The organism is Enterococcus songbeiensis (assembly GCF_005405265.1).
Lineage (GTDB): Bacteria > Bacillota > Bacilli > Lactobacillales > Enterococcaceae > Enterococcus_C > Enterococcus_C songbeiensis.
Genome location: NZ_BJDS01000009.1, coordinates 59,461 through 83,501, shown reverse-complemented (window position 1 = coordinate 83,501; position 24,041 = coordinate 59,461). Strand labels below are relative to the sequence as shown.

General features: G+C 39.2%; 22 protein-coding genes and 1 pseudogene. 19 read left to right on the top strand and 4 right to left on the bottom strand.

The genetic code is table 11. The features are described 5' to 3' along the window. Window positions 1-124: 124 nt before the first annotated feature. Entirely contained in the window at window positions 125-964 is an 840-nt protein-coding gene (licT, locus tag FFM66_RS06305; RefSeq protein ID WP_048603912.1) for a BglG family transcription antiterminator LicT, read from the top strand. Window positions 965-1,101: 137 nt separating this feature from the next. Then, complete coding sequence (locus FFM66_RS06300; RefSeq protein WP_137605352.1) at window positions 1,102-2,997, top strand: beta-glucoside-specific PTS transporter subunit IIABC; 1,896 nt, start codon at window positions 1,102-1,104, stop codon at window positions 2,995-2,997. Window positions 2,998-3,052: 55 nt separating this feature from the next. On the opposite strand, the gene FFM66_RS06295 is transcribed toward FFM66_RS06300, so the two are convergent. Beyond that, the gene (locus tag FFM66_RS06295) at window positions 3,053-3,967 is read right to left on the bottom strand and encodes a MurR/RpiR family transcriptional regulator (protein WP_137605351.1); all 915 of its coding nucleotides are present in this window, start codon (window positions 3,965-3,967) and stop codon (window positions 3,053-3,055) included. Between the two features lie 223 nt (window positions 3,968-4,190). Between FFM66_RS06295 and FFM66_RS06290 the strand changes: the two genes are divergently transcribed. The 7 genes from FFM66_RS06290 to FFM66_RS06260 all read left to right on the top strand — a co-directional run bounded on the left by FFM66_RS06290 (window position 4,191) and on the right by FFM66_RS06260 (window position 11,405). Next, window positions 4,191-5,597: a 6-phospho-beta-glucosidase gene (locus tag FFM66_RS06290; RefSeq protein WP_048603915.1), complete on the top strand. Its 1,407-nt coding sequence runs from the start codon at window positions 4,191-4,193 to the stop codon at window positions 5,595-5,597. Between the two features lie 21 nt (window positions 5,598-5,618). Then, a complete protein-coding gene (locus tag FFM66_RS06285) occupies window positions 5,619-7,052 on the top strand; it encodes a 6-phospho-beta-glucosidase (RefSeq protein ID WP_137605350.1) in 1,434 nt (477 codons plus the stop codon). Window positions 7,053-7,163: 111 nt separating this feature from the next. Further along, the gene (locus FFM66_RS06280) at window positions 7,164-8,012 is read left to right on the top strand and encodes an aldo/keto reductase (RefSeq protein WP_137605349.1); all 849 of its coding nucleotides are present in this window, start codon (window positions 7,164-7,166) and stop codon (window positions 8,010-8,012) included. 126 nt (window positions 8,013-8,138) lie between these two features. Next, complete coding sequence (locus FFM66_RS06275) at window positions 8,139-9,074, top strand: ATP-binding cassette domain-containing protein (protein ID WP_048603918.1); 936 nt, start codon at window positions 8,139-8,141, stop codon at window positions 9,072-9,074. Continuing rightward, window positions 9,049-9,828 (top strand): ABC transporter permease, encoded by a 780-nt coding sequence (locus tag FFM66_RS06270; RefSeq protein ID WP_137605348.1) that lies wholly within the window; start codon window positions 9,049-9,051, stop codon window positions 9,826-9,828. Before FFM66_RS06275 ends, FFM66_RS06270 begins: the two co-directional genes overlap by 26 nt. A gap of 8 nt (window positions 9,829-9,836) precedes the next feature. Beyond that, window positions 9,837-10,496, top strand: coding sequence for a response regulator transcription factor (locus FFM66_RS06265; RefSeq protein ID WP_137605347.1), 660 nt, complete (start codon window positions 9,837-9,839; stop codon window positions 10,494-10,496). Window positions 10,497-10,508: 12 nt separating this feature from the next. Next, the gene (locus FFM66_RS06260; protein ID WP_137605346.1) at window positions 10,509-11,405 is read left to right on the top strand and encodes a sensor histidine kinase; all 897 of its coding nucleotides are present in this window, start codon (window positions 10,509-10,511) and stop codon (window positions 11,403-11,405) included. Window positions 11,406-11,462: 57 nt separating this feature from the next. Here FFM66_RS06260 and FFM66_RS06255 read toward each other — a convergent pair whose 3' ends face one another. Together FFM66_RS06255 and FFM66_RS06245 are read right to left on the bottom strand one after the other, a co-directional pair. Next, window positions 11,463-11,813: a hypothetical protein gene (locus FFM66_RS06255; RefSeq protein WP_137605345.1), complete on the bottom strand. Its 351-nt coding sequence runs from the start codon at window positions 11,811-11,813 to the stop codon at window positions 11,463-11,465. A 1,243-nt stretch (window positions 11,814-13,056) separates the two neighbouring features. Then, window positions 13,057-13,794, bottom strand: a complete 738-nt coding sequence (locus FFM66_RS06245) for an NADPH-dependent oxidoreductase (protein WP_137605343.1) — start codon at window positions 13,792-13,794, stop codon at window positions 13,057-13,059. 194 nt (window positions 13,795-13,988) lie between these two features. Between FFM66_RS06245 and FFM66_RS06240 the strand changes: the two genes are divergently transcribed. The 7 genes and pseudogenes from FFM66_RS06240 to FFM66_RS06220 all read left to right on the top strand — a co-directional run bounded on the left by FFM66_RS06240 (window position 13,989) and on the right by FFM66_RS06220 (window position 18,831). Beyond that, window positions 13,989-15,395, top strand: coding sequence for a C69 family dipeptidase (locus FFM66_RS06240; RefSeq protein ID WP_137605390.1), 1,407 nt, complete (start codon window positions 13,989-13,991; stop codon window positions 15,393-15,395). A 276-nt stretch (window positions 15,396-15,671) separates the two neighbouring features. After that, window positions 15,672-15,803, top strand: a pseudogene (locus tag FFM66_RS11550) (helix-turn-helix domain-containing protein); the annotation flags it as partial. Between the two features lie 9 nt (window positions 15,804-15,812). Beyond that, window positions 15,813-16,226 carry a hypothetical protein gene (locus tag FFM66_RS06235; RefSeq protein ID WP_246038424.1) on the top strand — a complete coding sequence of 138 codons (414 nt, stop codon included), beginning with the start codon at window positions 15,813-15,815 and terminating at the stop codon, window positions 16,224-16,226. A gap of 6 nt (window positions 16,227-16,232) precedes the next feature. Further along, complete coding sequence (locus tag FFM66_RS11485) at window positions 16,233-16,364, top strand: hypothetical protein (protein ID WP_281276025.1); 132 nt, start codon at window positions 16,233-16,235, stop codon at window positions 16,362-16,364. A gap of 131 nt (window positions 16,365-16,495) precedes the next feature. Then, complete coding sequence (locus tag FFM66_RS06230) at window positions 16,496-16,792, top strand: hypothetical protein (RefSeq protein WP_048603928.1); 297 nt, start codon at window positions 16,496-16,498, stop codon at window positions 16,790-16,792. A 149-nt stretch (window positions 16,793-16,941) separates the two neighbouring features. Then, window positions 16,942-17,880, top strand: coding sequence for a 2-dehydropantoate 2-reductase (locus tag FFM66_RS06225; protein WP_137605341.1), 939 nt, complete (start codon window positions 16,942-16,944; stop codon window positions 17,878-17,880). A gap of 27 nt (window positions 17,881-17,907) precedes the next feature. After that, on the top strand, window positions 17,908-18,831 hold the full coding sequence (locus FFM66_RS06220) for an alpha/beta fold hydrolase (protein WP_137605340.1): 924 nt from the start codon (window positions 17,908-17,910) through the stop codon (window positions 18,829-18,831). Window positions 18,832-18,908: 77 nt separating this feature from the next. Here the strand turns inward: FFM66_RS06220 and brnQ are convergent, their stop codons facing one another. Then, on the bottom strand, window positions 18,909-20,291 hold the full coding sequence (gene brnQ, locus FFM66_RS06215; protein ID WP_137605339.1) for a branched-chain amino acid transport system II carrier protein: 1,383 nt from the start codon (window positions 20,289-20,291) through the stop codon (window positions 18,909-18,911). A gap of 659 nt (window positions 20,292-20,950) precedes the next feature. On the opposite strand from brnQ, the gene FFM66_RS06210 reads away from it, so the two are divergent. The 3 genes from FFM66_RS06210 to FFM66_RS06200 all read left to right on the top strand — a co-directional run bounded on the left by FFM66_RS06210 (window position 20,951) and on the right by FFM66_RS06200 (window position 24,014). Then, a complete protein-coding gene (locus tag FFM66_RS06210; protein WP_231586072.1) occupies window positions 20,951-22,261 on the top strand; it encodes an ABC transporter substrate-binding protein in 1,311 nt (436 codons plus the stop codon). 65 nt (window positions 22,262-22,326) lie between these two features. After that, a complete protein-coding gene (locus FFM66_RS06205) occupies window positions 22,327-23,190 on the top strand; it encodes a carbohydrate ABC transporter permease (RefSeq protein WP_048603932.1) in 864 nt (287 codons plus the stop codon). Further along, window positions 23,190-24,014, top strand: coding sequence for a carbohydrate ABC transporter permease (locus tag FFM66_RS06200; RefSeq protein WP_048603933.1), 825 nt, complete (start codon window positions 23,190-23,192; stop codon window positions 24,012-24,014). The genes FFM66_RS06205 and FFM66_RS06200 overlap by 1 nt, the downstream gene beginning before the upstream one ends. The last annotated feature ends 27 nt before the right edge of the window (window positions 24,015-24,041 follow it).

Here is a 24,041-nt window from a genome sequence, read left to right as displayed (position 1 = left end):
AAGTAATAAGAATATGTGGATAGTGATTGTTTCAATACAAGCTAAACCTAATTGCCTTAAAAACGAATTTTTTCGTCTTTTTTTGAGGATAATTAGGCTTTTTTTATGGGAAGGAGTTTGAAAAGTGCGGATTGAAAAGATTCTAAATAACAATGTCATTGTTTCAAGGGATAATGAGAACAACGAGATCATCGCAATGGGCAGAGGCTTGGCATTTAATAAACGCGCCGGAGATTTGATTCCAGCAGAAAAAATCGACAAAGTCTTTCGTTTGACAAATACCTCAACAGCACAGAAATTTCAGGAATTGCTAAACGATATTCCTATTGAGTATCTAGCATTGGCAGATGAAATTATTGAATACGCAAAATCTTCTCTTGAGATCTCCTTGAATGAATCAGTCTATGTGTCGCTGACGGATCACTTGTACACAGCAATCGAACGCAGCAAAAACAACATTTCAGTCCCAAATATTTTGCTTTGGGATATTAAACGGTTGTTTCCTAAAGAATTCCAGGTTGGGAAAAAGGCAACGGAAAAAATCAGTGAATATTATCAAGTGCAGCTCTCAGAAGATGAAGCTGGGTTTATCGCCTTGCATCTGGTGAATGGTCAGACAGAAGAAGGTCAGGAAGACATGTACGCCTTCACCAAGACTTTACAGGATATTATAAATATTGTTCGCTATTATTTTAAGATTGATTTTGATGAAGAGTCGGTTTATTTTTATCGATTTACTACTCATTTACGCTTCTTTTTATCCCGAGTTACCAGCCAAACAATCCACGATGGCGAGGTAGAAGAGGAATTGTTGCAGATCGTTACAAAAAAATACAGTAATGCGTTGCGTTGTGTCGAAAAAATCGATCAATTTCTTGCAGATAAATATTCCTACACAATGTCTAGTGACGAAAAAATGTATTTAACGATTCATATTGCCCGTTTGGTGCAAAAAAGTCGTTGAGAATAAAAAATTTAAGGAGGATTGTTGAACAAAAATGCAGAGCCCATCTGCCTATGAAGCTTCAGGAAAAGCTTCGTTTTGGATAGTGACATTCAGTTGGCTAAACCTTCAATCAAAACAAAATTGGAGGAAGAATCATGGGAAAATATCAAGAATTAGCAAAGAAAATTGTAGCAAATGTCGGTGGAAAAGAAAATATCAATGGTTTGACACATTGTATCACTCGCTTACGCTTCAAGTTAAAAGATGAAAGCAAAGCAAACGATGAAATTCTGAAAAACATGGATGGGGTAGTGACCGTAATGAAAAGTGGCGGTCAGTATCAAGTGGTCATTGGTAATCATGTACCGGCAGTTTTTGAGGATGTCGTGGAAGTGACGGGTGTCATGAGTGAAGACGGGGAAGAAAAAACAAACCAAGGAATTTTCAATACGTTGATCGATGTCATCAGTTCGGTGTTTCAACCGTTTTTAGGCGCATTAGCTGCCAGTGGGATGATTAAAGGGATCAATGCGCTATTGGTAGCAACAGGGGTTTTAGCGACCACCAACGGTACTTATCAGATGTTGAATGGTGTTGGGGATGCGTTGTTTTACTTCATGCCAGTAGCAGTGGCTGTTGCGGCGGCGAAAAAATTCAACGTCAATCAATATGTGGGATTAGCGATTGGTGCAGCTTTAGTTTATCCGAGTTTGCAATTGGATGCTTTTTCGGCTGCTGGAGAACCGATCATGACCTTGTTTAATGGCAGTTTGTTTGCTAGTCCCGTCTACACAACATTTTTAGGGATTCCTTTGGTAGCAACAAACTATACCAGTTCAGTGGTTCCAGCGATTTTTGTCGTATGGGTGGCGAGCAAGGTTCAAAAGGTTGCGAAAAAGACGTTGCCTGAATTGCTTCAAGCATTCTTTGTTCCTTTTTTCGTATTGCTGATTTCCGTTCCACTAGGGTTCTTAGTAATTGGACCAGTGATTAGCTTGCTGACCAATCTGCTAGCGGGTGGATTTGATGCTTTGATGAATTTCTCACCGATTTTATTTGGTCTGATTCTAGGAACGCTATGGCAAGTTTTGGTTATCTTCGGGCTTCATTGGAGTGTCATTCCAATTGCGATGATTCAACTGTCTTCCTTAGGGTTTGCGACAGCTTTAATTGGTACCTTTGGGGCAAGTTTTGCTCAAACTGCGGCAGTCTTTGCAATGTATTTCAAATTGAAAAACCCGAAAGAAAAAGCCTTGGTTATTCCGGCAGTTATTTCCGGACTTTGTGGTGTAACAGAGCCGGCGATTTATGGATTATCCTTACCTAAGAAAAAACCATTTATTTTCTCAATGATTGGTGGAGGGATCAGTGGCGCTTTCTTAGCTGCAATGGGAGCACGGCAATTCACAATGGGCGGATTAGGCGTTTTTGGGATTCCTAGTTTTGTCAACACAGAGACAGGTGATATGAGTGGAATGGTCTACTCATTAATTGCTGTTGCCATCGCTTCGGTTGTCGGTTTTGTCTTGACTTTCTTCTTCTGGAAAGACGATGCAGTGGAAGCAGAAGTTTCGGTTAAAAATACGGCAACAACAGTTAAAGAAACGATTAGCGCACCTCTGCAAGGAGAAATCGCTCCTTTATCGGTCGCAAAAGATGAAGCCTTTGCTCAAGGGGCTTTAGGAAAAGGAATCTTGATTTATCCAAAAACCGGCGAAGTCGTGGCACCATTTGACGGTACAGTGATGACATTGTTTCCAACGAAACATGCCATTGGGCTGGTTTCTGACGGCGGATTGGAATTGTTGATCCATATTGGTTTGGATACTGTTCAACTGAATGGAAAGTTTTTTGAAGCGCATGTGCAGCAAGGCGACCAAGTGAAAAAAGGACAAGCGTTGATTACCTTTGATTTGGAAGCCATCAAACAAGCCGGCTACAGTGTGGAAACTCCGGTTATCGTAACGAACGCAGAGGATTATTTGGATATTTTAGAAAGTCAGAATTCCTTCGTCAGTAATGGAGATGAATTGATTACGGCTTTGATTTAATGGATTTCTAAACGGTCTCTCAAGAAAAAATCTTTTGAGACCGTTTGTTTTATTGTCAATTGGGCAAAAAAGAATCATGAATCAAAGAGTCCAACGGTTTTTCCTGCATAACGGTAGAAGAGATTGGTCGTTTGTCGATGGCTTGACCGATTTGAACCAAATGCTGAAGATTTTGCTGATAATTTTCGGCAAAAATACAACTGTACAGCACATCTAACAAGTAACAAATGGAAGTGTTGATGGTAAAATTACCTATTTTAGAATAAAGACGTTCCCGAGTGGTTAAATGCAAAGCTGTATCACTGATTTTTGTCAGGGAATTATTTCCGATACTCGTTAAAGCAATGATCGGAACGTGGTTTTTCTTTAGTAAATCAGCGATTTGCAAGGTCATTTGGTTTTCACCGGTATAAGAGATCAAAATAGCGCACGTGTCGCTGGAACAATTGTAGGCTTCATAGGCAGCTTCACCAAAAGTAGTGACGATCGAGACTTCTTTTTTGATGCGTTTCATTTTTAACGCGAAATCCTGTGAGATCAGTGTATTGGCGTTGCTGGCAAAAATTTTTATGGTGGTAGCTTTTAATAAAAATTGTTTGGCCTGCTGCAGTTCATCGTGAGTCAATAAACTCAGAGTGTCATCAATCGTTGTTTTTTCTAAGACTGCTAGTTTATTGGCAATCGTCAAAAGCCCATCTGTTGCGGAAAAAGGCAAGTTTGCATCTACTTTTGTAAAATGCTGCTGCAAATAATTTTGTTCCGTCAAGTAGACATCCCGCAACTCAATCCAACCGGTAAAACCTAATTTTTTTGCGATTCGAATTAGGGTAGAAGGATGAACGAAGGTTGCTTGTGCAATTTCTTTGATGGTCTTATCGGCCAAATTTTCGGAATGGTTCAAAATATAGGTAATCACTGCCGATTCTGCGGTAGAAAAATCCGTTTGCTTTATCTTTTCACTGACTAGCATCTCTTCACTCCTTTTTACAAATAATAATTAATTTATGTAAATCTATCATAGCGTATTTTAAAGTGCTAGCAAAATTTTTTTGTAATTTGTAAATCGTATTTACATAATTTTACGAAAAGAAACGAAAATATGTAAATTGGTTTTGATAAAAGCGGTTTAATCTTGTTTTAGGGATTTACAAACGAGATAATAAAAATGTAAATAATTCAACGGAGGCGATGGAATGACTGGAATCAAAATTGCAACGATTGGCGGCGGTAGCAGCTATACCCCGGAATTAATGGAAGGCTTTATTAAGCGATATGAAGAACTACCGATTCGTGAAATTTGGCTGGTGGATGTTGAAGCAGGACGAGAAAAATTAGCAATCGTCGGTGAAATGGCGCAACGTATGTGGGATGCTTCTCCTTATGATGTCACTATTTACTGCACGTTGAATCGAGAAGAAGCATTAAAAGATGCGGATTTTGTTACGACACAATTTCGGGTGGGGCAGTTGGATGCCCGAGTAAAAGACGAACGTATTCCGGCTTATTACGGCATGATCGGTCAAGAAACAAACGGTGCTGGGGGAATGTTCAAAGCTTTTCGTACAATTCCGGTGATTTTAGAAATCGTCGAAGACATGAAACGTCTTTGTCCGAATGCCTGGTTGATTAATTTTGCCAATCCTAGCGGGATGGTCACAGAAGCAGTTGTGCGCTACGGAAAATGGGAGCGAGTGATCGGGTTGTGTAACGTGCCGGTGATGGCAATGATGACGGAACCGGAAATGTTAAAGCAGCCAAAAGAAGAGTTGATTTATAAGTTTGCTGGATTGAATCATTTCCATTGGCATAAAGTGGCGGATAAAAAAGGCAATGATTTAACAAAACAATTAATCGATCAGCTTTATGCAGAAGACAATGGACTGCCAAAAAATATTTTTGATATTCCATTTTTTAAAGAACAATTGCTACAGATGGAAATGATTCCTTGTGGGTACCATCGTTATTATTATCGAGAAGAAGAAATGCTGGCTCATGCTTTAGAGGAATATCAAACGATCGGTACTCGGGCGCAACAGGTGAAAGAGACCGAAGCAGAACTTTTTGAACTTTATAAAGACCCGAATTTAGATCATAAACCAGAGCAACTGCAAAAACGCGGAGGCGCCTATTATTCAGATGCAGCTTGTGAAACCATCGCATCTATTTATGGAAACAAAGAGACCCAAATTGTCGTGTCAACAAAAAATGATGGCGCAATTCCTGATTTACCGGCAGATTGTGTAGTTGAAGTGACGGCTTATGTAGGAGGACAAGGTGCGAGAAACGTTGCCTTTGGTTCTTTGCCGCCAGCAGAACGAGGTTGGTTGCAGTTAATGAAGAATATGGAACTGGTGACGATTGAAGCCGCAGTGACGGGAGACTATGGGACGGCATTGCAAGCATTCACAATCAATCCATTGGTTCGTTCGGGAGAAACGGCAAAACGAGTGATGGATGAACTATTTATTGCGCATAAAGCACATTTGCCGCAATTTGCGGAAGCAATCGAAAAATTGGAAGCTGACGGCATTACGGTTCAAGACAAAATCGCACGGCAGCTAGATGAAGAACCCGTGGTGGCAAATAATAAAACGAAGTAAAAACAAGGAGGATTTTGAGGTATGAGTTTTAGAAAAGATTTCTTATGGGGCGGCGCAACAGCGGCCAATCAGTGTGAAGGTGGATACGCGGAAGATGGGCGCGGATTAGCAAACGTGGATGTTGTTCCAATTGGAAAAGATCGTTTTCCAGTAATTACTGGCGAAAAGAAGATGTTTGATTTTGATGATGAACATTTTTATCCTGCAAAAGTAGCCATCGATATGTACCATCAGTATAAAGAAGATATCGCATTGTTTGCGGAAATGGGCTTTAAAACCTATCGTCTCTCGATTGCTTGGAGTCGGATTTTTCCCAAAGGTGATGAAAAAGAACCTAACGAAGCCGGGCTGAAATTTTACGAAGATGTTTTCAAGGAATGCCAAAAATACGGAATTGAACCTCTAGTGACCATCACTCATTTTGATTGTCCGATGCATTTGATCGAAACCTACGGGGCGTGGCGTTCACGGGAATTGGTTGGATTTTATGAAAACTTGTGTCGAGTAATTTTTAATCGTTACAAAGGATTAGTCAAATATTGGTTGACTTTTAATGAAATCAATATGATTCTTCATGCACCTTTTATGGGCGCAGGGTTATACTTTGAAGAAGGCGACAACAAAGAACAAGTGAAGTACCAAGCGGCCCATCACGAATTATTAGCCAGTGCAATCGCAACAAAAATCGCCCATGAAGTGGACCCGGAAAATAAAGTGGGCTGTATGCTGGCAGCAGGTGCCAACTATCCTTATACAAGCAAACCGGAAGATGTTTGGGCTTCTCGGAAAGCAGATCGGGAAAATTATTTCTTCATTGATGTGCAATCACGGGGAGAATATCCAGCCTATGCCTTAAAAGAAATGGAACGAAACGGTATCACGATTGCAATGGAAGAGGGGGATTTGGAGCTGTTAAAAGCTCATACGGTTGATTTTATTTCTTTCTCTTATTATTCTTCGCGAGTAGCAACGACCGATCCAAAATTATTGGAGCAAACAGCAGGGAATATTTTTGCTTCTGTCAAAAATCCGTATCTTGAAGCAAGTGAATGGGGTTGGCAAATCGATCCACTAGGCTTGCGGATCACCATGAATGATTTGTACGATCGTTACCAAAAACCATTGTTCATTGTAGAAAACGGTCTGGGGGCAATCGATACGCCGGATGAAAACGGGTATGTAGAGGATGATTACCGCATTGAGTACTTGGCTGCCCATATCCAAGCGATGAAAGATGCAGTGGAACAAGATGGCGTTGATCTTTTAGGTTACACAACTTGGGGATGTATCGATTTAGTTTCTGCAGGTACCGGGGAAATGAAGAAACGTTACGGTTTTATTTATGTAGATCGGGACAATGAAGGAAATGGTACGTTGAAACGAAGCAAGAAAAAATCCTTTGATTGGTACAAGCAAGTGATTGAATCAAATGGTGAAAACCTCGAAAATAAGTAAAATGATGGAGCAGTTTAGCGGCTGCTCCTTTTTTAGTGCAAGTTTTCTGACAAAAATAGTAAAATAGAGTAAGGTTAAAGAGTAACGATTGAACGAGGAGGACACAATTTTATGAGTTTAAAAGATACGTACAAATTAGCAAACGGTGTGGAAATTCCCGTTGTCGGTTTTGGGACATGGCAAACACCTTCTGGTGAAGTAGCAGAAGAATCCGTTTTAGCCGCTTTGAAAGCTGGGTATCGTCACATTGATACAGCGGCAGCATATGGTAATGAAGAATCCGTGGGCAAAGGCATCAAGGCCAGCGGAGTTCCTAGAGAAGAACTATTTATTACAACAAAATTATGGAACAAACATCATTCTTATGCGTTGGCAAAACAAGCGATTGAAGATTCTCTAACAAAATTAGGGGTGGACTACTTAGATTTATATTTGATCCACTGGCCTAATCCAATTGATTTTCGCGAAAATTGGGAACAAGCCAATGCAGAGGCATGGCGGGCAATGGAAGAAGCTGTGGAAGCGGGTAAAATCCGTGCCATCGGTGTTTCTAATTTCCGTCCTCACCATTTGGATGCGTTGTTGAAAACCGCAAAAATCAAACCAGTTGTTAACCAAATTTTCTTGAACCCAAGCGATTTACAACCCGAAGTAGTGGCTTACAATGATGCCCACGATATTTTGAGTGAAGCATACAGTCCACTGGGAACTGGGAAAATTTTTGATGTTCCTGAATTGAAAGAAGTTGCAGATAAATACAATAAGACAGTTGCACAAGTTGTCTTGCGTTGGAGTTTGCAACACGGTTTCTTACCACTGCCAAAATCAGTTCATGATGAACGAATCAAAGAAAACACCGAATTGTTTGATTTTGAATTAACGGCAGAAGATGTAAAATTAATCGATGGTCTGCATGGCGTCGCTGGATTGGCAAAAAATCCAGATGAAGCGACATTTTAAACAGGAAAGATACTCAAGAAAACGTCGGAGAAAAATTCCGGCGTTTTCTTTATACTTTTTTTATCTTTTTTAGCCGGTTTCTTTATGCTTCTTCGATAAACTACAAAAAAAGGAGTGAAGAAATCTATGCAGGAATTGGTATTGAAAACAACCAATATTACTAAGAAATATCAAGGGATCAAAGCATTGGATAATGTGTCCATTGCAATCAAACGCGGTGCAATCTACGGCTTGATCGGCGAAAATGGCGCCGGGAAATCCACTTTTATGCGGGCAATCATGGACCTGATTGCGATTGATGAAGGGGAAATCGAATTGTTTGGACGAACCGACAAGCAAGGGTTGCAACAGGCACGCCGTCAAATGGGACAATCCATTGAATCGCCCGCCCTGTATCCAGAATTGACCGCTATGGAAAATTTGCAAGTACAGGCAGCAAATGGCGGGGTCGGAGTAAGTCAGATTTCTGACTTACTGACGCTACTGCATCTTCAAAATACTGGTAAAAAGAAAGTGAAAAATTTTTCTTTAGGGATGCGGCAACGTTTGGCAATTGCAATGGCATTGATTACAAATCCGGAATTTTTGATTTTAGATGAACCGACAAACGGGTTGGACCCATCCGGAATCGTTGAGATTCGAGAAATCATTCAGCAGTTAGTGACCGAAAAAGGCATTACCGTCCTACTTTCCAGCCATCTGTTGAATGAGTTGGCAGAAATTGCCACAGATTATGGAATTTTACACAAAGGACGACTGATCAAAGAATTGACAAAGGAAGAATTACAGCAAGAAAGTCGGCAGTACATCGAGTTGGAAACGCCAGTTGTTCAAAAGGCGCTGGTGGTTTTGGATGCACAAAAAATCACTGCGTATAAAGTGGTGGATCAAAAGACAATCCATATTTATCAACAAAATGATCGGGTAGCACAGCTCAATCGACTTCTGGTGTTGGCTGATATACCGGTCACACGCATCGGGGTGACCCGTCAAAATCTGGAAACTTATTTCTTGGAACTTACGGAGGGAAACGAACATGACAAACTTACTTCGAGCCGATAAATTAAAACTATTGAAAAGTCGAAAATTATGGTTGGTTCTTGGACTTTTTGTGTTTATTCCGATATTTCAAGTAATCAATAGTTGGGTGGAAACCCGATATGGTGTCGTATTGGAACCAGTAAAGGATTTAGTAACGAATGGTGCATCCGGTGTGCTTGGCGTAGCAAAAAACAGTGAGATTGTTTTGTTTATTCTTGCCGCGTTGGTTAGTTTTTTTGTTAATGAAGAATTTCAGCAGGGAACAATCCGTAATGCGTTATCGATTGGTCGCAGCCGCAGTCATTTTTATTTTGCAAAGGGTGTGACGTTGGCTGGTGTGACGTTGATTGCTTGTGTCGTATTGACGGTTTTAGAGGTGATCTGTTTTACAATTTTCTTTGGTTTTGGTTCGATGGAAGGAATCGATAACTATTTTCTTTATGGCATCAATGTCTTTTTAACGATTTATTTGCTGATACTGGCAAATGTCGCAGTTTTTGTCATGATTTCTTTTATTACGAAGAACATCGGCATTTCCTTGATTTGGAATTGGCTGTATATTTTGGGAATCATTTTTTTGCCTTCTTTGTTGCAACGAAGTCCGGCTACTCAATTTTTACTGGATTGGATCACTGGAACCTTTCTATTTTATTCCAGCTTTACACAACCGGCAGAAATTGCTCGGTTTCCATGGTTGATTTTCGTTAGTTTGTTCACGATTGTGGTATCATCAGGAATAGGGATTTTCTTTTTTAAACGATCAGATATCAAGTAGGTGAGCAGATGACCAAGATTTTATTGGTGGAAGATGATGCAGAAATTCAAACGATACTCAAAGAATTGCTGGCTGATTATGAAGTGACCAGTGCCTATTCTGGAACGGAGGGTCAATTACGTTTTCAGCAGGGAAATTTTGATTTGGTTTTACTGGATCTGATGTTGCCGGGATTAAATGGGGAAGAGGTGTTGGCATGGATTCGTCAGCAGTCCTCTTTGCCAGTCATCGTAATTTCCGCAAAAAATGACTTAACAGAAAAAGTTGCCCTGCTGAAAGCTGGAGCCGATGATTATTTGGTCAAACCGTTTGATTTATACGAACTATTGGCACGAATCCAAATTCAGTTACGGCATGCGACGAAGGAAACGAAGGGGCAGATGTTACATTATCAAGAGCTTTCCATTAATTTGGAGACGAGGGAAGTCCGAGTAAAAGAGGTTGTTTTGCATTTGACTGCTAGAGAATATGCAATTTTACTGCTCTTTTTACAGTTTCCCAAAAAGGTATTCAGTCGCAGCAACATTTATGAAACTGTCTGGCAGGAACCTTTTCTTGCCGGCGAAAAAACCATCAATGTGCATATCAGCAATCTACGAGGAAAGCTGCATCAAGCTGGCGCAGAATATATCAAAACGGTTTGGGGCGTAGGCTTTAAATTTGATTAAGGAGTCAGTGAGATGTGGGGAATAGCAAGTATCATTGGAATCTTTTTACTGCTAGGCGGGAGCTATCTTTACAGTCTTAAACGAGAACTGCGACGTTTGCGGCAAAAAATCAAGAAGCTGCCGGAACATGCTTCCCATGGCGGTCGAGTGGCGGTCGATTTTCACGAAAAAGAATTGGTGCAGCTTGTCGAGTCTATCAATCAATTAGTGTCTTATTATGAAGAACAAAGTATTCATAGCAAACAATTGGAAAATAATTTGCAACAAGCAATCACGGGTTTGTCTCATGATTTGCGAACCCCGTTGACAGCCATCAGTGGTTACACACAACTGATGGAAAAAGAAATTGATCCGCAAAAACGGCAGCACTATTTGCAAAATATTCGCAAATCGGTCGACCGGTTGATTGAAATGAATGAACATTTTTATGAATTAGCAAGAATCGAATTGGACCAACAGCCAATCCAACAAGTGCGGTTTTCCAGCTATCAGCTATTGGAAGAATTATTTATTAGTTATTATGAACAATTTGTGGAAGGTCAGTTGGTGGTACAGTTTCCAGAGGATGTGCCGGAAACGTGGATTTTAGGTGATCCGCTACTGTACACGCGTGTTGTACAAAATATCATTCAAAACAGTCTGCGCTATGCGAAAAAGCAAATTGTTATTTCGGTAACGGTGGAGGAGCAGGTTCTTTTACGAATTGAAAATGATTTGAAGGATTCTTCGCTGGATGTTCAACGAGTGTTTGATCGCTTTTATACAGGAAACGCTAGTCGAACCAATGCCGCCAGTGGGTTAGGTTTAACGATTGCCAAAACCATGACAGAAAAAATGGGCGGAAAAATGACCGCTGAAATGAAGGATAATTTCTTTTGTTTACATTTATCCTTTCCAAAAATCAGATAAAAAGCAGTAAAATCCGTTCAACAATGAGAACGAGTTTTACTGCTTTTTGCTTTGAGATCAGTCTAAAATATCATCACTTGTAGGAATTTCGCCGGCTTCTAATTTGAAATCAGGAGCAGGATGAAGTTTTTCCGGGACATCCGTTCGCCAGCCAGTTGCTTGCTGCGGTTCAGGGGCATCAACTTCTCGAAGAATTTCTTCTGGAAGTTCTTGTTGGATTCGGTAGCCTTCTGCTTGAGCTGCATCTAATAAAGACAATAAATGTTCCCATGATTCTTGAGTTAAGACCGTGACATCCAAGCCTTGGTCATTTGTAAGTGAAACAACGGAATCCAATTGCCCACCGACTGCCGCCAAAATTTCCTCTGCTGTCAAAGTACTATTTTCTAATTGAATCTTCTGTACCATTAAAATCCCTTCTTTCTAAAGCTCTTTCTTTTAGTGTACGGGAAAAGCCGTGACGAGAAAAGGAAAATGATTGGCTGAAATGAAAAGCCGATGGATGGAAGGCAACTAATTGCCGAAAAAATGTTTCTCGATAGAATAGGTATAGAAAGCGAGGGGTTAGGATGACAGCATATAAAGTGGCATTTTATAGCTACATTAAAATAAAATGGTAGTAATAGTAGGCGATATTGATTATTTTTTTAATTTATCAATAATAAGTTAATTAATAAATATTGAGAGTGTTTTGTTTTAGATGTACAATTAAAAAAATGATAGCTATGCAAATGTTAAATAGAACATGATTAGAATGGATTAATGGCGTTTATGATGGTTAACAGAATGCATTTGAGTTTCAAAAAAATAATAGGAATATTTATTACGTTTATTAAAAATAAAATTTGTTTTGAGAAAAAAATAGAAATAGTGAATTAGTTATGAAAGATTTGATTAAAAAGATTATGATTGCTAGTATAAGTTTGATGAGTGCTTTAGTCCTGGTTTCTCCTGGTGCTGGAAGACACGGGGCTACACGATATAAAACCAAGTAAATATTGAAAGTGAAAGTTAGGGTGATTAAAATGTATACAAAGTGGAGAAAATATACTGAATATCATCCTTACCTTAGTGTCCTTATAGTTACCGTGGTGGCTAGTTTAATTGGAATTACAGTAGAATATCTGATAAATAGAAATTTTGTAACTGGAGGATTTTGGGTGACTTTGATTCTTGTTGCAGGACAGTTGTTGATAATAAAAAAAAGATAATTTATATGCAATAACAAAGTTCAGACAACGATCCGATAGGAGGTGAATGATTCATTCCTGTATGTCTATTTTGATCTTATGGTAATTATGGATTATCGCAAAAAGAAAAATAAGGAATAACAAATTGTATTAGATTTGTATATGTTGGCTTCTATTTTCTAAAGGTGTGCCACAATTACCAGGGGAATAACTAGTTATTTAGAAAAAAGCACTGTTTAATGTGTTATTTAAGCTTACAGTTAACATAAAGAAACAAGCTGTAGACGTCCCAGCGTTTACAGCTTGTTTCTTTATGATTTTTGAATGGTCTAGGAATCCTTGGTTTGCCAAGTCGCTTGTTTTGGTTAACTTTGTGAAGTGACAGGTGCGGGTTGTATCCCTCTCGTTACTTTTTTCTTTTCGTGGGTTTTCTCTGCTCTATTCTTCCCCTTTTTAATCTTTTACCAATGAAATCCTTGCTTCTTCAAAAATTCGCTGGTTTCCAAACGACGTGGCTCTGAAAAAAATGCCAGCATTTTTTTTGACCATGAGGTTTGTTGCTGATTGGTTGTCCGTTTCGCATAGTAAGCGGCAGTTTGTTCGTCATAGGCTTGCAGATGATCAAAGTTTACTGGTTGGTAGCGATCCACACTGAGAATTTCAGCGGCAGGCAATCTTTTTTTTGGCTGATTTCGTATTTTGGGGTAACCAATAGAAAGACCAAAAAGCGGTACAGTGTGTTTTGGTAAATCCAGCAATTCTGCCAGTTGAAACAAATCGTTTCGGATGCCGCCAATGTAGCAGATGCCTAACCCGTTGCCTTCTGCAAATACCGCCATGTTTTGTGCGGCGATGGTTGTATCGACGATTGCTACGGTCAAGGCTTCCATGGTTTCCAGATTAGAAATAGCCGTTGCTCGTTGATGGTGTGCCAATAATTGTGCGTGACGATTCAAATCGGCAACAAAAACATAAAAGACACCTGCGCCAGTTACATAACCGGGACAGTTGGCAATTGATTCAATGGTTGCTAGTTTTTGCGGGTCACGTACTTCAATTATTGAATAGGCTTGAACAAAATTAGAGCTTGATCCGCTTTGAGCAGCGGCAATCAGTTTTTCTTTTAGAGAATCGGGTACTTTTTTTTCTTGAAAAGAACGCACCGAAGTATGTTCCATAAATGATGTATACAAATCCATTGCTATTCGCCTCGTTTTTATACTAGTTATTTTGTAGGAAATAAGTTGAAAGAAATCAAGTTCTTTTTCCTTGTTTATCTTAGCTGAAAATGGGCAGAATGCCAATCATCCGGTTTTATAAGAATTTTTTGTTTCCTTCTTTTGTATTTAGGATTACACTTGTTTTGTCAATGAAATTTAGAGAGGAAGATTCCATGAAAAAATTCAAGAGTGCCTGCACGACGATTTTAGTCGGTAAAAATGCAAGTATCGATGGCTCCACGATGATTGCCCGCAATGAAGACGGTTCTGTTGCACTGGGTCCTAAAAAATTTGTCGTAATTACGCCAGACCAACAACCAAGAACCTATCAATCAAAAATCAGCAAAGTAACGATTCAGTTGCCGGATAATCCTTTGCGTTATACTTCAACACCAGACGCAGACGAAGAGAAAATCGGCATCTGGGGAGAATCAGGAATCAATAGCAAAAATGTTGCAATGTCTGCTACGGAAACCATCACGACAAATTCTCGAGTTTTAGGGATTGATCCCTATGTTACCGACGGAATCGGAGAAGAAGACTTGCTGACAATTGTCTTGCCTTATATCAACAGTGCTAAGGAAGGCGTGTTGCGTTTGGGAGCATTGCTGGAAGAATTTGGTACGTACGAACCAAACGGCATTGCTTTTTCTGATAAGGAAGAAATTTGGTGGTTGGAAACGATTGGTGGACATCATTGGGCAGCGATTCGAATTCCAGATGATGCTTACGTGATTGCTCCAAATCGCATGAATATCGATCACTATGATTTTGATTCAGCCGATGTTCTTTACGCAAAAGATTTGCCAGATTTGATCGAAAAACATCACCTAAATCCTGATTTTGAAGGAGTTAATTTACGGCATATCTTTGGGAGTGCGACCATTAAAGACAACCATTACAATAATCCAAGGGCATGGTATGGACAAAAATATTTTGATCCCGCAGCAGAAATTGAACCAACCGATCAGGATCTGCCATTTATTTGCTACCCTAAACAAAAAATCACGATTGAAGATGTAAAGTGGGTTTTGAGTTCTCATTATCAAGATACGCCTTATGATCCTTATGGTACGGGAACGGAAGCAGAGAAGAAACGATTTCGTCCAATCGGTATCAACCGGAATCATGAATTGCATATTTTGCAAATTCGTAAGGATGTACCGGAGGCGCTTGCCGGAATTCACTGGCTGGCCTTTGGACCGAATACGTTCAATTCCGTCGTTCCTTTTTACAGCAATGTTGAAAAGACACCTGCTTGTTACCGAAATACCTCGGACACCTGTGATTTGACAAATATGTACTGGTTGAGTTGTACTGCCGCCTTGCTGGGAGATGCCAACTATGATTTATACAGTGACATTGCCGATTCTTTTGAACAAGAAACAGTAGCGGCTTTTCGTTATCGTCAGCTTTCAGCCGATCAAGAAGCAATGAAACAAGAGAACCTTACGGATTATTTGGCGAAGGTCAACGACGAGCTGGCACAAATTTCTCTTGAAAAAACAACGGCCATGATTGGCAAGATGATTGCCAAAGGTGCCAATCAAATGAAATTACGCTTTAATTTAGGAGATTAAGTTTAACGTGAGAACATCGAGGAATCGGTGTTCTTTTTTTACTTAAAAATTCTTTGGTAATGGGGTAAGATATCATTGATAGATACACTCAAATTTTTTTAAAAAGCCTGTAATAGCAACATGATACGATATGTATCATGTAATTTATGGGGATGGTAGGAATTATAGCTTTTCTTTCACACCGTTTTCCTAAATAATTATTTTGGAGGGGATACTGTGAACATCGGGGATAAAATCAAGGAACAAAGACTAAAGAAAGGATAGACACAAGAACAGCTTGGACAATTGTTAAATGTCTCCAGACCTACGATTTCCAGTTGGGAAATTGGGCGAAACTATCCCGATTTAGAGACAATAATTGCTATTAGCGACTTATTCGGTATCTCCCTAGATCATTTATTACGGGAGGACAAAGAAATGGCAAAAGATACAACCAAAAAAATAAAAAACGGAAGAATCTACAAATATGTGTTGATTGGTCTTGCGGTTATTGTCATACCCTATTCTGCCTTTCATCTAAAATTAAGGTATGACGAACATACTTACAGAACAAATTTAGACCAGCGTCATTGGGTGCAGTTATCAGATACAGATAGTCCTGATTCTGATGGGAACGCCTACGAATTAATCGAAAATACTATTCACTACTGGACATATGTCTTGCCGACGGGCTGGGTTGGTTTTCCATTGGATGAACAAAAACTTTCCATAGTAACAAATAAAGAAGATTTTTTTATTACCATTGATCATGATGGCAAAATCGGCGTAAGCATTTCTCCCGAGAATGATGCCAACTTCAATAAACAGGTTTACGTTAATACGAATAAATAAGGAGAATTGATTGAACCTAAAACAAGCTGGTCAACAGAATACAAAGAAAATATTCTTGAGTATCTGAAGAAATATCAGGACATCCACGCAGAGTTAATCACTCGTTCCATCGAAAAGTTGGATGAGGTTACTGGGTAGTAGATTTAGAAGGTTCTTTAATGTTTGGATTTTTTAAATTTTTCAAAAGTTATAAAAAAAGGACGAGATTTAACTTTCAGTTAATAAAACTTCTCTATGCTATACCTGTAAACAAAAGAGGAGGATTTAATATGAAAGAGATCAAATCCATATACTTTATAGAAGAAACCGAAAAAATCGAGGGTAGTTACATTGAAGTACGCAAACTATTCGTAGCGGAAAATCAAGAGAATGCCTTTAATGAATATGAACGTTTGGTTCAAGAAAAACCTGAAAAATCAAAAGGATTGATTCTCAGCGAATATTTGATCAAGGCAGAAAGCAGTTTGTTGCAAAAGCTGTTACGGATGTGGAAGCAATTGCCTGCCGATTTTTATCGAAAAATCAATATTTTAAATTACTCCCCAATTGCTGAATATTGTGGATAATAAACCTGTTTTATCACAAATCATTAATTTATAACGAATTATTGATTAAAAAATACGAATAATACCAGTAGTTGAAGTTTCAGTCGTGGCTTTCGGCGGTTGTTCCAAGTAGAATGAATCCAGGAAACTTTTATTGAGGGGGCATTCTTTTGAAAATCGTAATCGCCGGTGCGGGTGCAATGGGCAGTCGCTTTGCAGTCATGTTGAAACAAGCAGGGAATGAGGTACTGTTGGTGGATGGCTGGGCAGAACATGTGCAGCAGATCAAGCAACATGGATTAAAAGCAAATTATAATGGTGAAGAAATCAGAGTGGACTTACCAATCGTGGAACAGAAAAATATCGATCAGGCCTTTTCAGCTGATTTGATTCTTGTTTTTACGAAAGCAATGCAGTTGGCAGAAATGATGCAGGCAATTCAACCAATGATTCAGGAAAAAACCAACGTACTTTGTCTTCTGAATGGAATCGGACACGAAGACACGTTGGCGAATTATCTTCCGAGAGAGCAGATTTTTATCGGCAATACGATTTGGACGGCAGGTTTGATTGGCCCGGGAGAAGTTCAGCTTTTTGGAGAAGGATCGGTTACACTGCAAAATTTAGCAGTCGGACAAGCGGCAGCTGCAAAAGAGTTGGCAGACGTTTTATCTGCTGCAAAACTAAACGCTGCTTATTCTGAGAATATCCGTCATGCTATTTATCAAAAAGCCTGTGTCAACGGCACAATGAACGGCTTGTGTACCTTGTTGGATGTCAATATGTACGAATTGGGACAGACGACGGGTGCTAAAGAGATGGTCACGGCCATCGTAACGGAATTTTCAAACGTAGCAGCAGCTGAAAATATTCAACTAGATATTTCAGAAACCGTTGCCTACGTGGAAAAATGTTACGATCCAGAAACTATCGGCTTGCATTATCCTTCAATGCATCAAGATTTAATCAAAAATCGACGAGCAACAGAAATTGATTATATCAACGGGGCAATTGCCAAAAAAGGAAAAAAATACGGCATTCCTACACCCTACTGTAATTTTTTAACCCAACTGATTCATAGCAAAGAAGAACTTTTAGGGGTAAAATAGGAAAAAAGACAGAAGGGAAGGACGAACATGCAGACAGAAACACTGCAATCTGCAGATGGCCGCCACTTTCTACACGTTGCTTTATGGCTGCCGCAGGAAAAACCAAAGGCGGTGGTTCAAATTATTCACGGAATGGTGGAGCATATTATTCGATATGAAGAATTTGCTTTATTTCTTGTTGAACAGGGAATCGCAGTTGTAGGACACGATCATTTAGGGCATGGCTTTTCATCAACTCCCGAAGAATTTGGTCATTTTGGTGATCAAAAGGGCGCAGAATATTTGGTAGCTGACACTGCGGCAGTGTATCAAACCTATCGTAATCGGTTTCCAGAGATACCGTATTTTATTTTGGGGCACAGTATGGGTTCTTTAGTTTTACGAAATTTTTTGCAGCAATATCCGACAGCAGAACTTAGCGGTGCAATCCTTATGGGAACCAATCATTCATCGCAAATAAAAATGCAGGCGGCGTTGTTGCTCACCAAAGTGCTGATGGTACTTCAAGGCAAACAACATCCGTCTCAATTTTTGGATCGACTTGCATTTGGCGGCTTCAATCGTCGGTTTCGGCCGGCACGAACCCCAAAGGATTGGTTGAGTCGAGATACTGAAATGGTGGACCGTTATTTAGCCGATGAAAAAACTCAATTTATTTTTACCACGCAAGCCTATCACGATTTGTTTCGTTTGACAAAAAATGCCGGTGATCCAAAAAAAATTCGGCAAGGGGTACCGGATTTTCCTGTGTTGCTGATTTCCGGGAAAGAAGATCCCGTGGGAAATTTTGGCAAAGGTATTATTGCTTTGCAACGGCTACTAGAAAAATGTTGGCAACAACCGATTCAATTACATTTGCTTCCGGATGGGAGACATGAACTATTGAATGAAACCAATCGTCAGGAAATTTACCAAGAACTAGCGGAGTGGTTCGCAAAATACGGCGCATAAAAAGCACAACAGCCAAACACTGGAAAATAATTTCCGGCAGTTTGGCTGTTGTGCTTCCTGTTTATGAGTCCTGTTTTTTATTCGCTGACGGTCTCTTTAGTGACGCCTTTGTAAACTGTTGTGCGGCGAACATAATAGAAAAGTAAGCTGGCAACATAGCCGACAAGGGTTGGTACGACCCAGCCTAAGCTAAGTGAAGCAAATGGAACGTAATGATGATAGAATTCCAATACCTTTGCAACGACATATTGTTGGCTGACCAATGCTGGTGAACTTGCCAACATATCTAAAACAGCCGGTACTGCGGCAAACAACATAGTTACTTGATACACCACGGGACTTGTTTGGAAAAATTTTGCAGTTAATGAAAGTAAGATTAGTGCCAATGACAATGGATATAAAAGCATCAAGACTGGCAATGACCATTGGATGATATTATCTAATCCAGCATTTGCCACAATAAAAGAAATTACGGTGGTTAAACGCAGCCAAAACATGTAGCTGACTTTTGGAAATAGTTTATTGAAATCTTGGGCAAATGAAACAACCAAGCCCATTGCGGTAGTAAATACACCTAAAGTAACTAACACTCCTAAAAAGACTGTTCCGAAATTACCAAGGTAGTGAGTGACGATTTGAGAAAGTGCGGTACCACCATTATCGGATAATGACAGTTGATTCAAACTCATTGCCCCTAGGAGAACCAAACCAAAATAGATGACAACTTCAAGCAGGACGCTAAGTGTTCCGGCTTTAGCAGTTAATTCTGTTACTTGCTTGTTTTTAAAACCAAGATCTCGAACTGCATGGACGAAGGTAACACTCAGTGCTAATAAAGCGACGGCATCGACTGTATTGTAACCTTCCAAAACACCGTTTGTTAAAGAATTTGTTTTGTAAGCTGCATCAGCGGCTTGATCCAAAGCACCCATTGGGTTGACTAATGCAATCACAAAAACTACTGCTAATAGGACTAAGAAGATTGTGTTTAAATATTTTCCGACATATTTTACCAAGCGACTTGGATGCACCGTTAGGAAATAAGCAAGTCCGAAGAAAGCGGCAGAGAATAAAAGCATTCCGACGGTTGTATATTTTTCAGGTAAGAAAGGTTTTGCTGCCATTTCAAACGCTGTGGCAGCCGTTCTTGGTGTTCCAAAGAACGGACCGATTGTTAAATGAACGAGAACTAAGAATAAAGCAGCATACCATTTTCCCACCGGCTTGGCTAAATCATAAAGACCATCACTTTTTGTGACAACAACCGCTAAGATTGCCAGAAGTGGGAAGAGTGCGCCAGAGATAGCAAAGCCGACGCCTGCGCTCAACCAATGTTCACCCGCCATTTGACCAAGATGGACTGGAAAGATCAAATTTCCTGAACCAAAAAACATCCCAAAGATTAATGAGCTGACCACCAGCAGTTGTTTCCATGAATAGTGCTTCTTTGTTTTTTCCATAAATAATTCCTCCGATAAATATAAATAATAGTTAAATCAGTGCCTTGCGGATAAATTCGAATGTCACTAATGTCCGTTTCCATGAAAACCACCACCTTTAAAAAATAAAAAAGCCCTTTTCCCAGTATTGGGAAAAGGGCTCTAATTGCTAGAACGGTACCACCTTTTTGATAGCTAAAAAAACTATCGCTCATTTCACGGACGCTTAAAAGTTATCCGCTAGCCTGATAATGGTGGCAGCCACAATGCTCTACATTTTCGACATTGGCTCAGAAATGATGTTCGTCTACTCGATCTATTGTCATTTTTCACTGTCATGACTCACTAAAAATAAATCCCTGAATAGCTACTGTTTTCCTCGTTGCTTTATGATATGAATTTGTTGAAGTAATAATAATCCCCGTTTTGAAAAAAAGCAAGAGTTTTTTTAGAAATATTTTTATTTTGTCAACGTGTAATGAAAAAATTAAGCAAAATAACGAAACCGGTTGCGTTTTTAATTTTTTTAATTTCTTAAAAATAAAATCCTATTATTATCCACTAAACTATCTCTTTTAAATAAAAATAGTCATATTTGTTACCGCTAACAATAATTAAGGGGTTGACTATAAGTGTAATCGGTTGCATAATAATAGTATCGAATGCAAGGAGGAAAGAAAATGGATAAAAAGATGTGGAAAAAACTTGGAATGGTTACATTTGCTACTGCTATGGGATTTGCTTTGTCAGCGTGTGGGAACGCGTCAGATAGTGCAGGTGGTGGTTCTGAGTCAGATGGGGACAAAACAGAAATCGATATTTTCCAATTTAAAGTAGAATTTAAGGATCAATTTGAAGAACTGGCAAAAAAATATGAAGAAAAAAATCCTGACGTTAAAATCAATATTGAAACAGTGGGTGGCGGAAGTGATTACGGTGCAGCGCTGAAATCAAAATTCTCATCAGGAAATGAACCGGATATCTTTAACATCGGTGGTCCGGAAGATGTCAACATGTGGATCGACAGTTTGACAGACTTAAGCGATACTGAGTCAGCAAAACAAGCATTGGATGGAACGTTAACCGGTGCAACGAAAGATGGAAAAGTTCTAGGGTTACCGTATAACATTGAAGGCTATGGCGTGTTGTACAACAAAGAAATTTTTGAAAAAGCTGGAATTGACGCATCAAAAATTGCCACTTTAGATGATTTGGAAGCAGCAGCGAAAACATTGGATGAAAAGAAATCGGAATTAGGGATTGATGCACCGTTTGCTTTAGCAGCAAAAGAACAATGGATTACAGGGTTGCATTCTTCCAATGCCTTTCTAAATGCAGAATTTGATAATGACGTAATGAAGGCATATGAATCAAAAACGGTTGAGTTCAAATATGGCGATCAATTCAAGAAATACATTGATATCAGCAATGAATATTCTGTACAACCAACTAATAGCCTAGATTATTCACAACAAATCGAACAGTTGTTTTCAAATGGGAAAGTTGCGATGACCCAACAAGGAAACTGGGTATATCCAACAATCGAAGGAATCAACCCAGATTTGGCAAATGAAAATATTGGTCTTTTACCGATTCCGATTGATGGTGTGACAGAAGGAACGATTCCAGTTGGCGTACCAATGTATTGGGGTGTAAATCCTAAAGGCTCAAAAGAAGAAGTTCAAGCATCTAAAGATTTCTTAGATTATCTTTACACTTCTGATGAAGGAAAACAAATCGTGCTGGAAGATTTCAAATTTGTGCCTGCCTATAAAGGATACGACACAGATAAAATCTCCGATCCATTATCAAAAGATGTTTACACGTATTATACGGATGGCAAGACGACTGGATGGGTCTTCATGGGCTACCCAGCTGCATGGGGTGAACAAACTGTCGGTGCACAAATCCAAAAATATGTAGCTGGAGAAGCTTCATGGGATGAAGTTGTAAAAACAGCACAAGATAAGTGGGCGGAAGAAAGAAAGTAAACATTCGTTATGCACGAGAGAAAGCTCTGGCTGCCTCTCGTGTTTTAATTAAGGGGGACAACACCATGAAGTATCAAAAGAAACACTGGTTTTATATTTTTTCTGCACCGGTACTTATTGCATTGACGTTAGTTGTTATTGTGCCATTCATTTATGGAATCTATTATTCGTTTACTGATTGGGATGCAGTTGCAAAAGGAAACTTTGTTGGAATTGAAAATTATGTCAATGTCTTCAAAGACAGCGGATTTTGGAGCGCCATTTGGTTTACGGTCAAGTTCTCTGCGGTTTCCATTATTCTGATCAATGTAATTGGTTTAAGCTTAGCAATTCTTGTTACCAGCAAGTTTAAAGGTTCCAATCTTTTGCGTACGATTTTCTTTATGCCAAATTTGATTGGCGGACTTATTCTTGGGTTCATTTGGCAGTTTATTTTCATCAATGCCTTTTCAGCGATTGGTGATACTTTAGGAAACGCCGGACTTAAAACCTGGTTATCAACGACTCAAACTGGTTTTTGGGCGATGGTTATCGTGATGTGCTGGCAAATGTCAGGGTACATTATGGTTATTTATATTTCTTATTTACAAGGAGTCGACGAATCATTACTAGAAGCTGCCGATTTGGATGGCGCAACTGCTTGGCAAAAATTCTGGAATGTAAAATTCCCACTAATCATGCCTGGCTTTACTGTAAGTTTGTTTATGACATTATCCAACTGTTTCAAGCTGTACGATCAAAACTTGTCTTTGACAAACGGCGGACCTTACAGTTCTACACAGATGGTTGCGATGAATATTTATAATACGGCCTTTTTAGAAAATAAAATGGGCTATGCACAATCAAAAGCAGTTATTTTCTTCCTATTTGTTGCTATTATTTCCTTGACGCAGGTTTATTTAACCAAGAGAAAAGAGGTCGAAGCATAATGAAAAAACAAAAAGTAGCCAGTCAATTAGGTCGAAGCCTGCTTGGGTTGGTTTTAGGGTTAGTATGGTTGATTCCCTTTTATTTGATGCTGACGAATTCTTTTAAAACAAAACAAGAAATTTTTACAAATCCATTGGGAACCCCTGATAGTTTTACCTTTGAAAATTATCCGGAGTCATTTCGTCAATTGGATTTCTTGAAAACATTGTTTAATTCTCTATTCATTACCATTATCAGTGTTGTTGTCATCATCATTTTCTCCGCAATGTGTGCCTATGCCTTGGAACGTACAAAAACCAAATTTAGCGGCATTTTGTTTATGTTATTTGTTGCAGCAATGCTGGTTCCTTTCCAATCAGTTATGATCCCGTTAGTGTCAATTTTTGGAAAAGCGCAAATGTTGAATCAAGTGGGAATTATTTTCATGTACTTAGGTTTTGGGGCAAGCATGTCGATCTTTTTGTATCATGGTGCGTTAAAAGCAATTCCAAAAGCCTTGGATGAAGCGGCGATCATTGATGGGGCGACTCGATTTCAAGTATTCTGGAAAGTTATTTTTCCAATGCTTAAACCAACAACAGTTACAGTAGCTGTTTTAAATACGATGTGGATTTGGAATGACTATTTGTTACCATCACTCGTTATTAATTCACCATCCACACAAACGATTCCATTAAAAATGTTCTTTTTCTTTGGACAGTACACGAAACAATGGCATCTTGCGTTAGCCGGATTAGTAATTGCTGTATTACCAGTAATCATTTTCTACTTTATTATGCAAAAACAAATTATCAAAGGTGTTGCTGAAGGAGCAGTGAAATAGGATAAATTAGTAAGATAATTAGAAGAT

What these genes read in the sequence shown, in the direction of transcription:
- FFM66_RS06300 (WP_137605352.1), top strand. Translation starts at nt 1,102, where the DNA reads ATGGGAAAATATCAAGAATTAGCAAAGAAAATTGTAGCAAATGTCGGT.
- FFM66_RS06295 (WP_137605351.1), bottom strand. Translation starts at nt 3,967, where the DNA reads ATGCTAGTCAGTGAAAAGATAAAGCAAACGGATTTTTCTACCGCAGAA.
- FFM66_RS06290 (WP_048603915.1), top strand. Translation starts at nt 4,191, where the DNA reads ATGACTGGAATCAAAATTGCAACGATTGGCGGCGGTAGCAGCTATACC.
- FFM66_RS06285 (WP_137605350.1), top strand. Translation starts at nt 5,619, where the DNA reads ATGAGTTTTAGAAAAGATTTCTTATGGGGCGGCGCAACAGCGGCCAAT.
- FFM66_RS06280 (WP_137605349.1), top strand. Translation starts at nt 7,164, where the DNA reads ATGAGTTTAAAAGATACGTACAAATTAGCAAACGGTGTGGAAATTCCC.
- FFM66_RS06275 (WP_048603918.1), top strand. Translation starts at nt 8,139, where the DNA reads ATGCAGGAATTGGTATTGAAAACAACCAATATTACTAAGAAATATCAA.
- FFM66_RS06270 (WP_137605348.1), top strand. Translation starts at nt 9,049, where the DNA reads ATGACAAACTTACTTCGAGCCGATAAATTAAAACTATTGAAAAGTCGA.
- FFM66_RS06265 (WP_137605347.1), top strand. Translation starts at nt 9,837, where the DNA reads ATGACCAAGATTTTATTGGTGGAAGATGATGCAGAAATTCAAACGATA.
- FFM66_RS06260 (WP_137605346.1), top strand. Translation starts at nt 10,509, where the DNA reads ATGTGGGGAATAGCAAGTATCATTGGAATCTTTTTACTGCTAGGCGGG.
- FFM66_RS06255 (WP_137605345.1), bottom strand. Translation starts at nt 11,813, where the DNA reads ATGGTACAGAAGATTCAATTAGAAAATAGTACTTTGACAGCAGAGGAA.
- FFM66_RS06245 (WP_137605343.1), bottom strand. Translation starts at nt 13,794, where the DNA reads ATGGATTTGTATACATCATTTATGGAACATACTTCGGTGCGTTCTTTT.
- FFM66_RS06240 (WP_137605390.1), top strand. Translation starts at nt 13,989, where the DNA reads ATGAAAAAATTCAAGAGTGCCTGCACGACGATTTTAGTCGGTAAAAAT.
- FFM66_RS06235 (WP_246038424.1), top strand. Translation starts at nt 15,813, where the DNA reads ATGGCAAAAGATACAACCAAAAAAATAAAAAACGGAAGAATCTACAAA.
- FFM66_RS06230 (WP_048603928.1), top strand. Translation starts at nt 16,496, where the DNA reads ATGAAAGAGATCAAATCCATATACTTTATAGAAGAAACCGAAAAAATC.
- FFM66_RS06220 (WP_137605340.1), top strand. Translation starts at nt 17,908, where the DNA reads ATGCAGACAGAAACACTGCAATCTGCAGATGGCCGCCACTTTCTACAC.
- brnQ (WP_137605339.1), bottom strand. Translation starts at nt 20,291, where the DNA reads ATGGAAAAAACAAAGAAGCACTATTCATGGAAACAACTGCTGGTGGTC.
- FFM66_RS06210 (WP_231586072.1), top strand. Translation starts at nt 20,951, where the DNA reads ATGGATAAAAAGATGTGGAAAAAACTTGGAATGGTTACATTTGCTACT.
- FFM66_RS06205 (WP_048603932.1), top strand. Translation starts at nt 22,327, where the DNA reads ATGAAGTATCAAAAGAAACACTGGTTTTATATTTTTTCTGCACCGGTA.
- FFM66_RS06200 (WP_048603933.1), top strand. Translation starts at nt 23,190, where the DNA reads ATGAAAAAACAAAAAGTAGCCAGTCAATTAGGTCGAAGCCTGCTTGGG.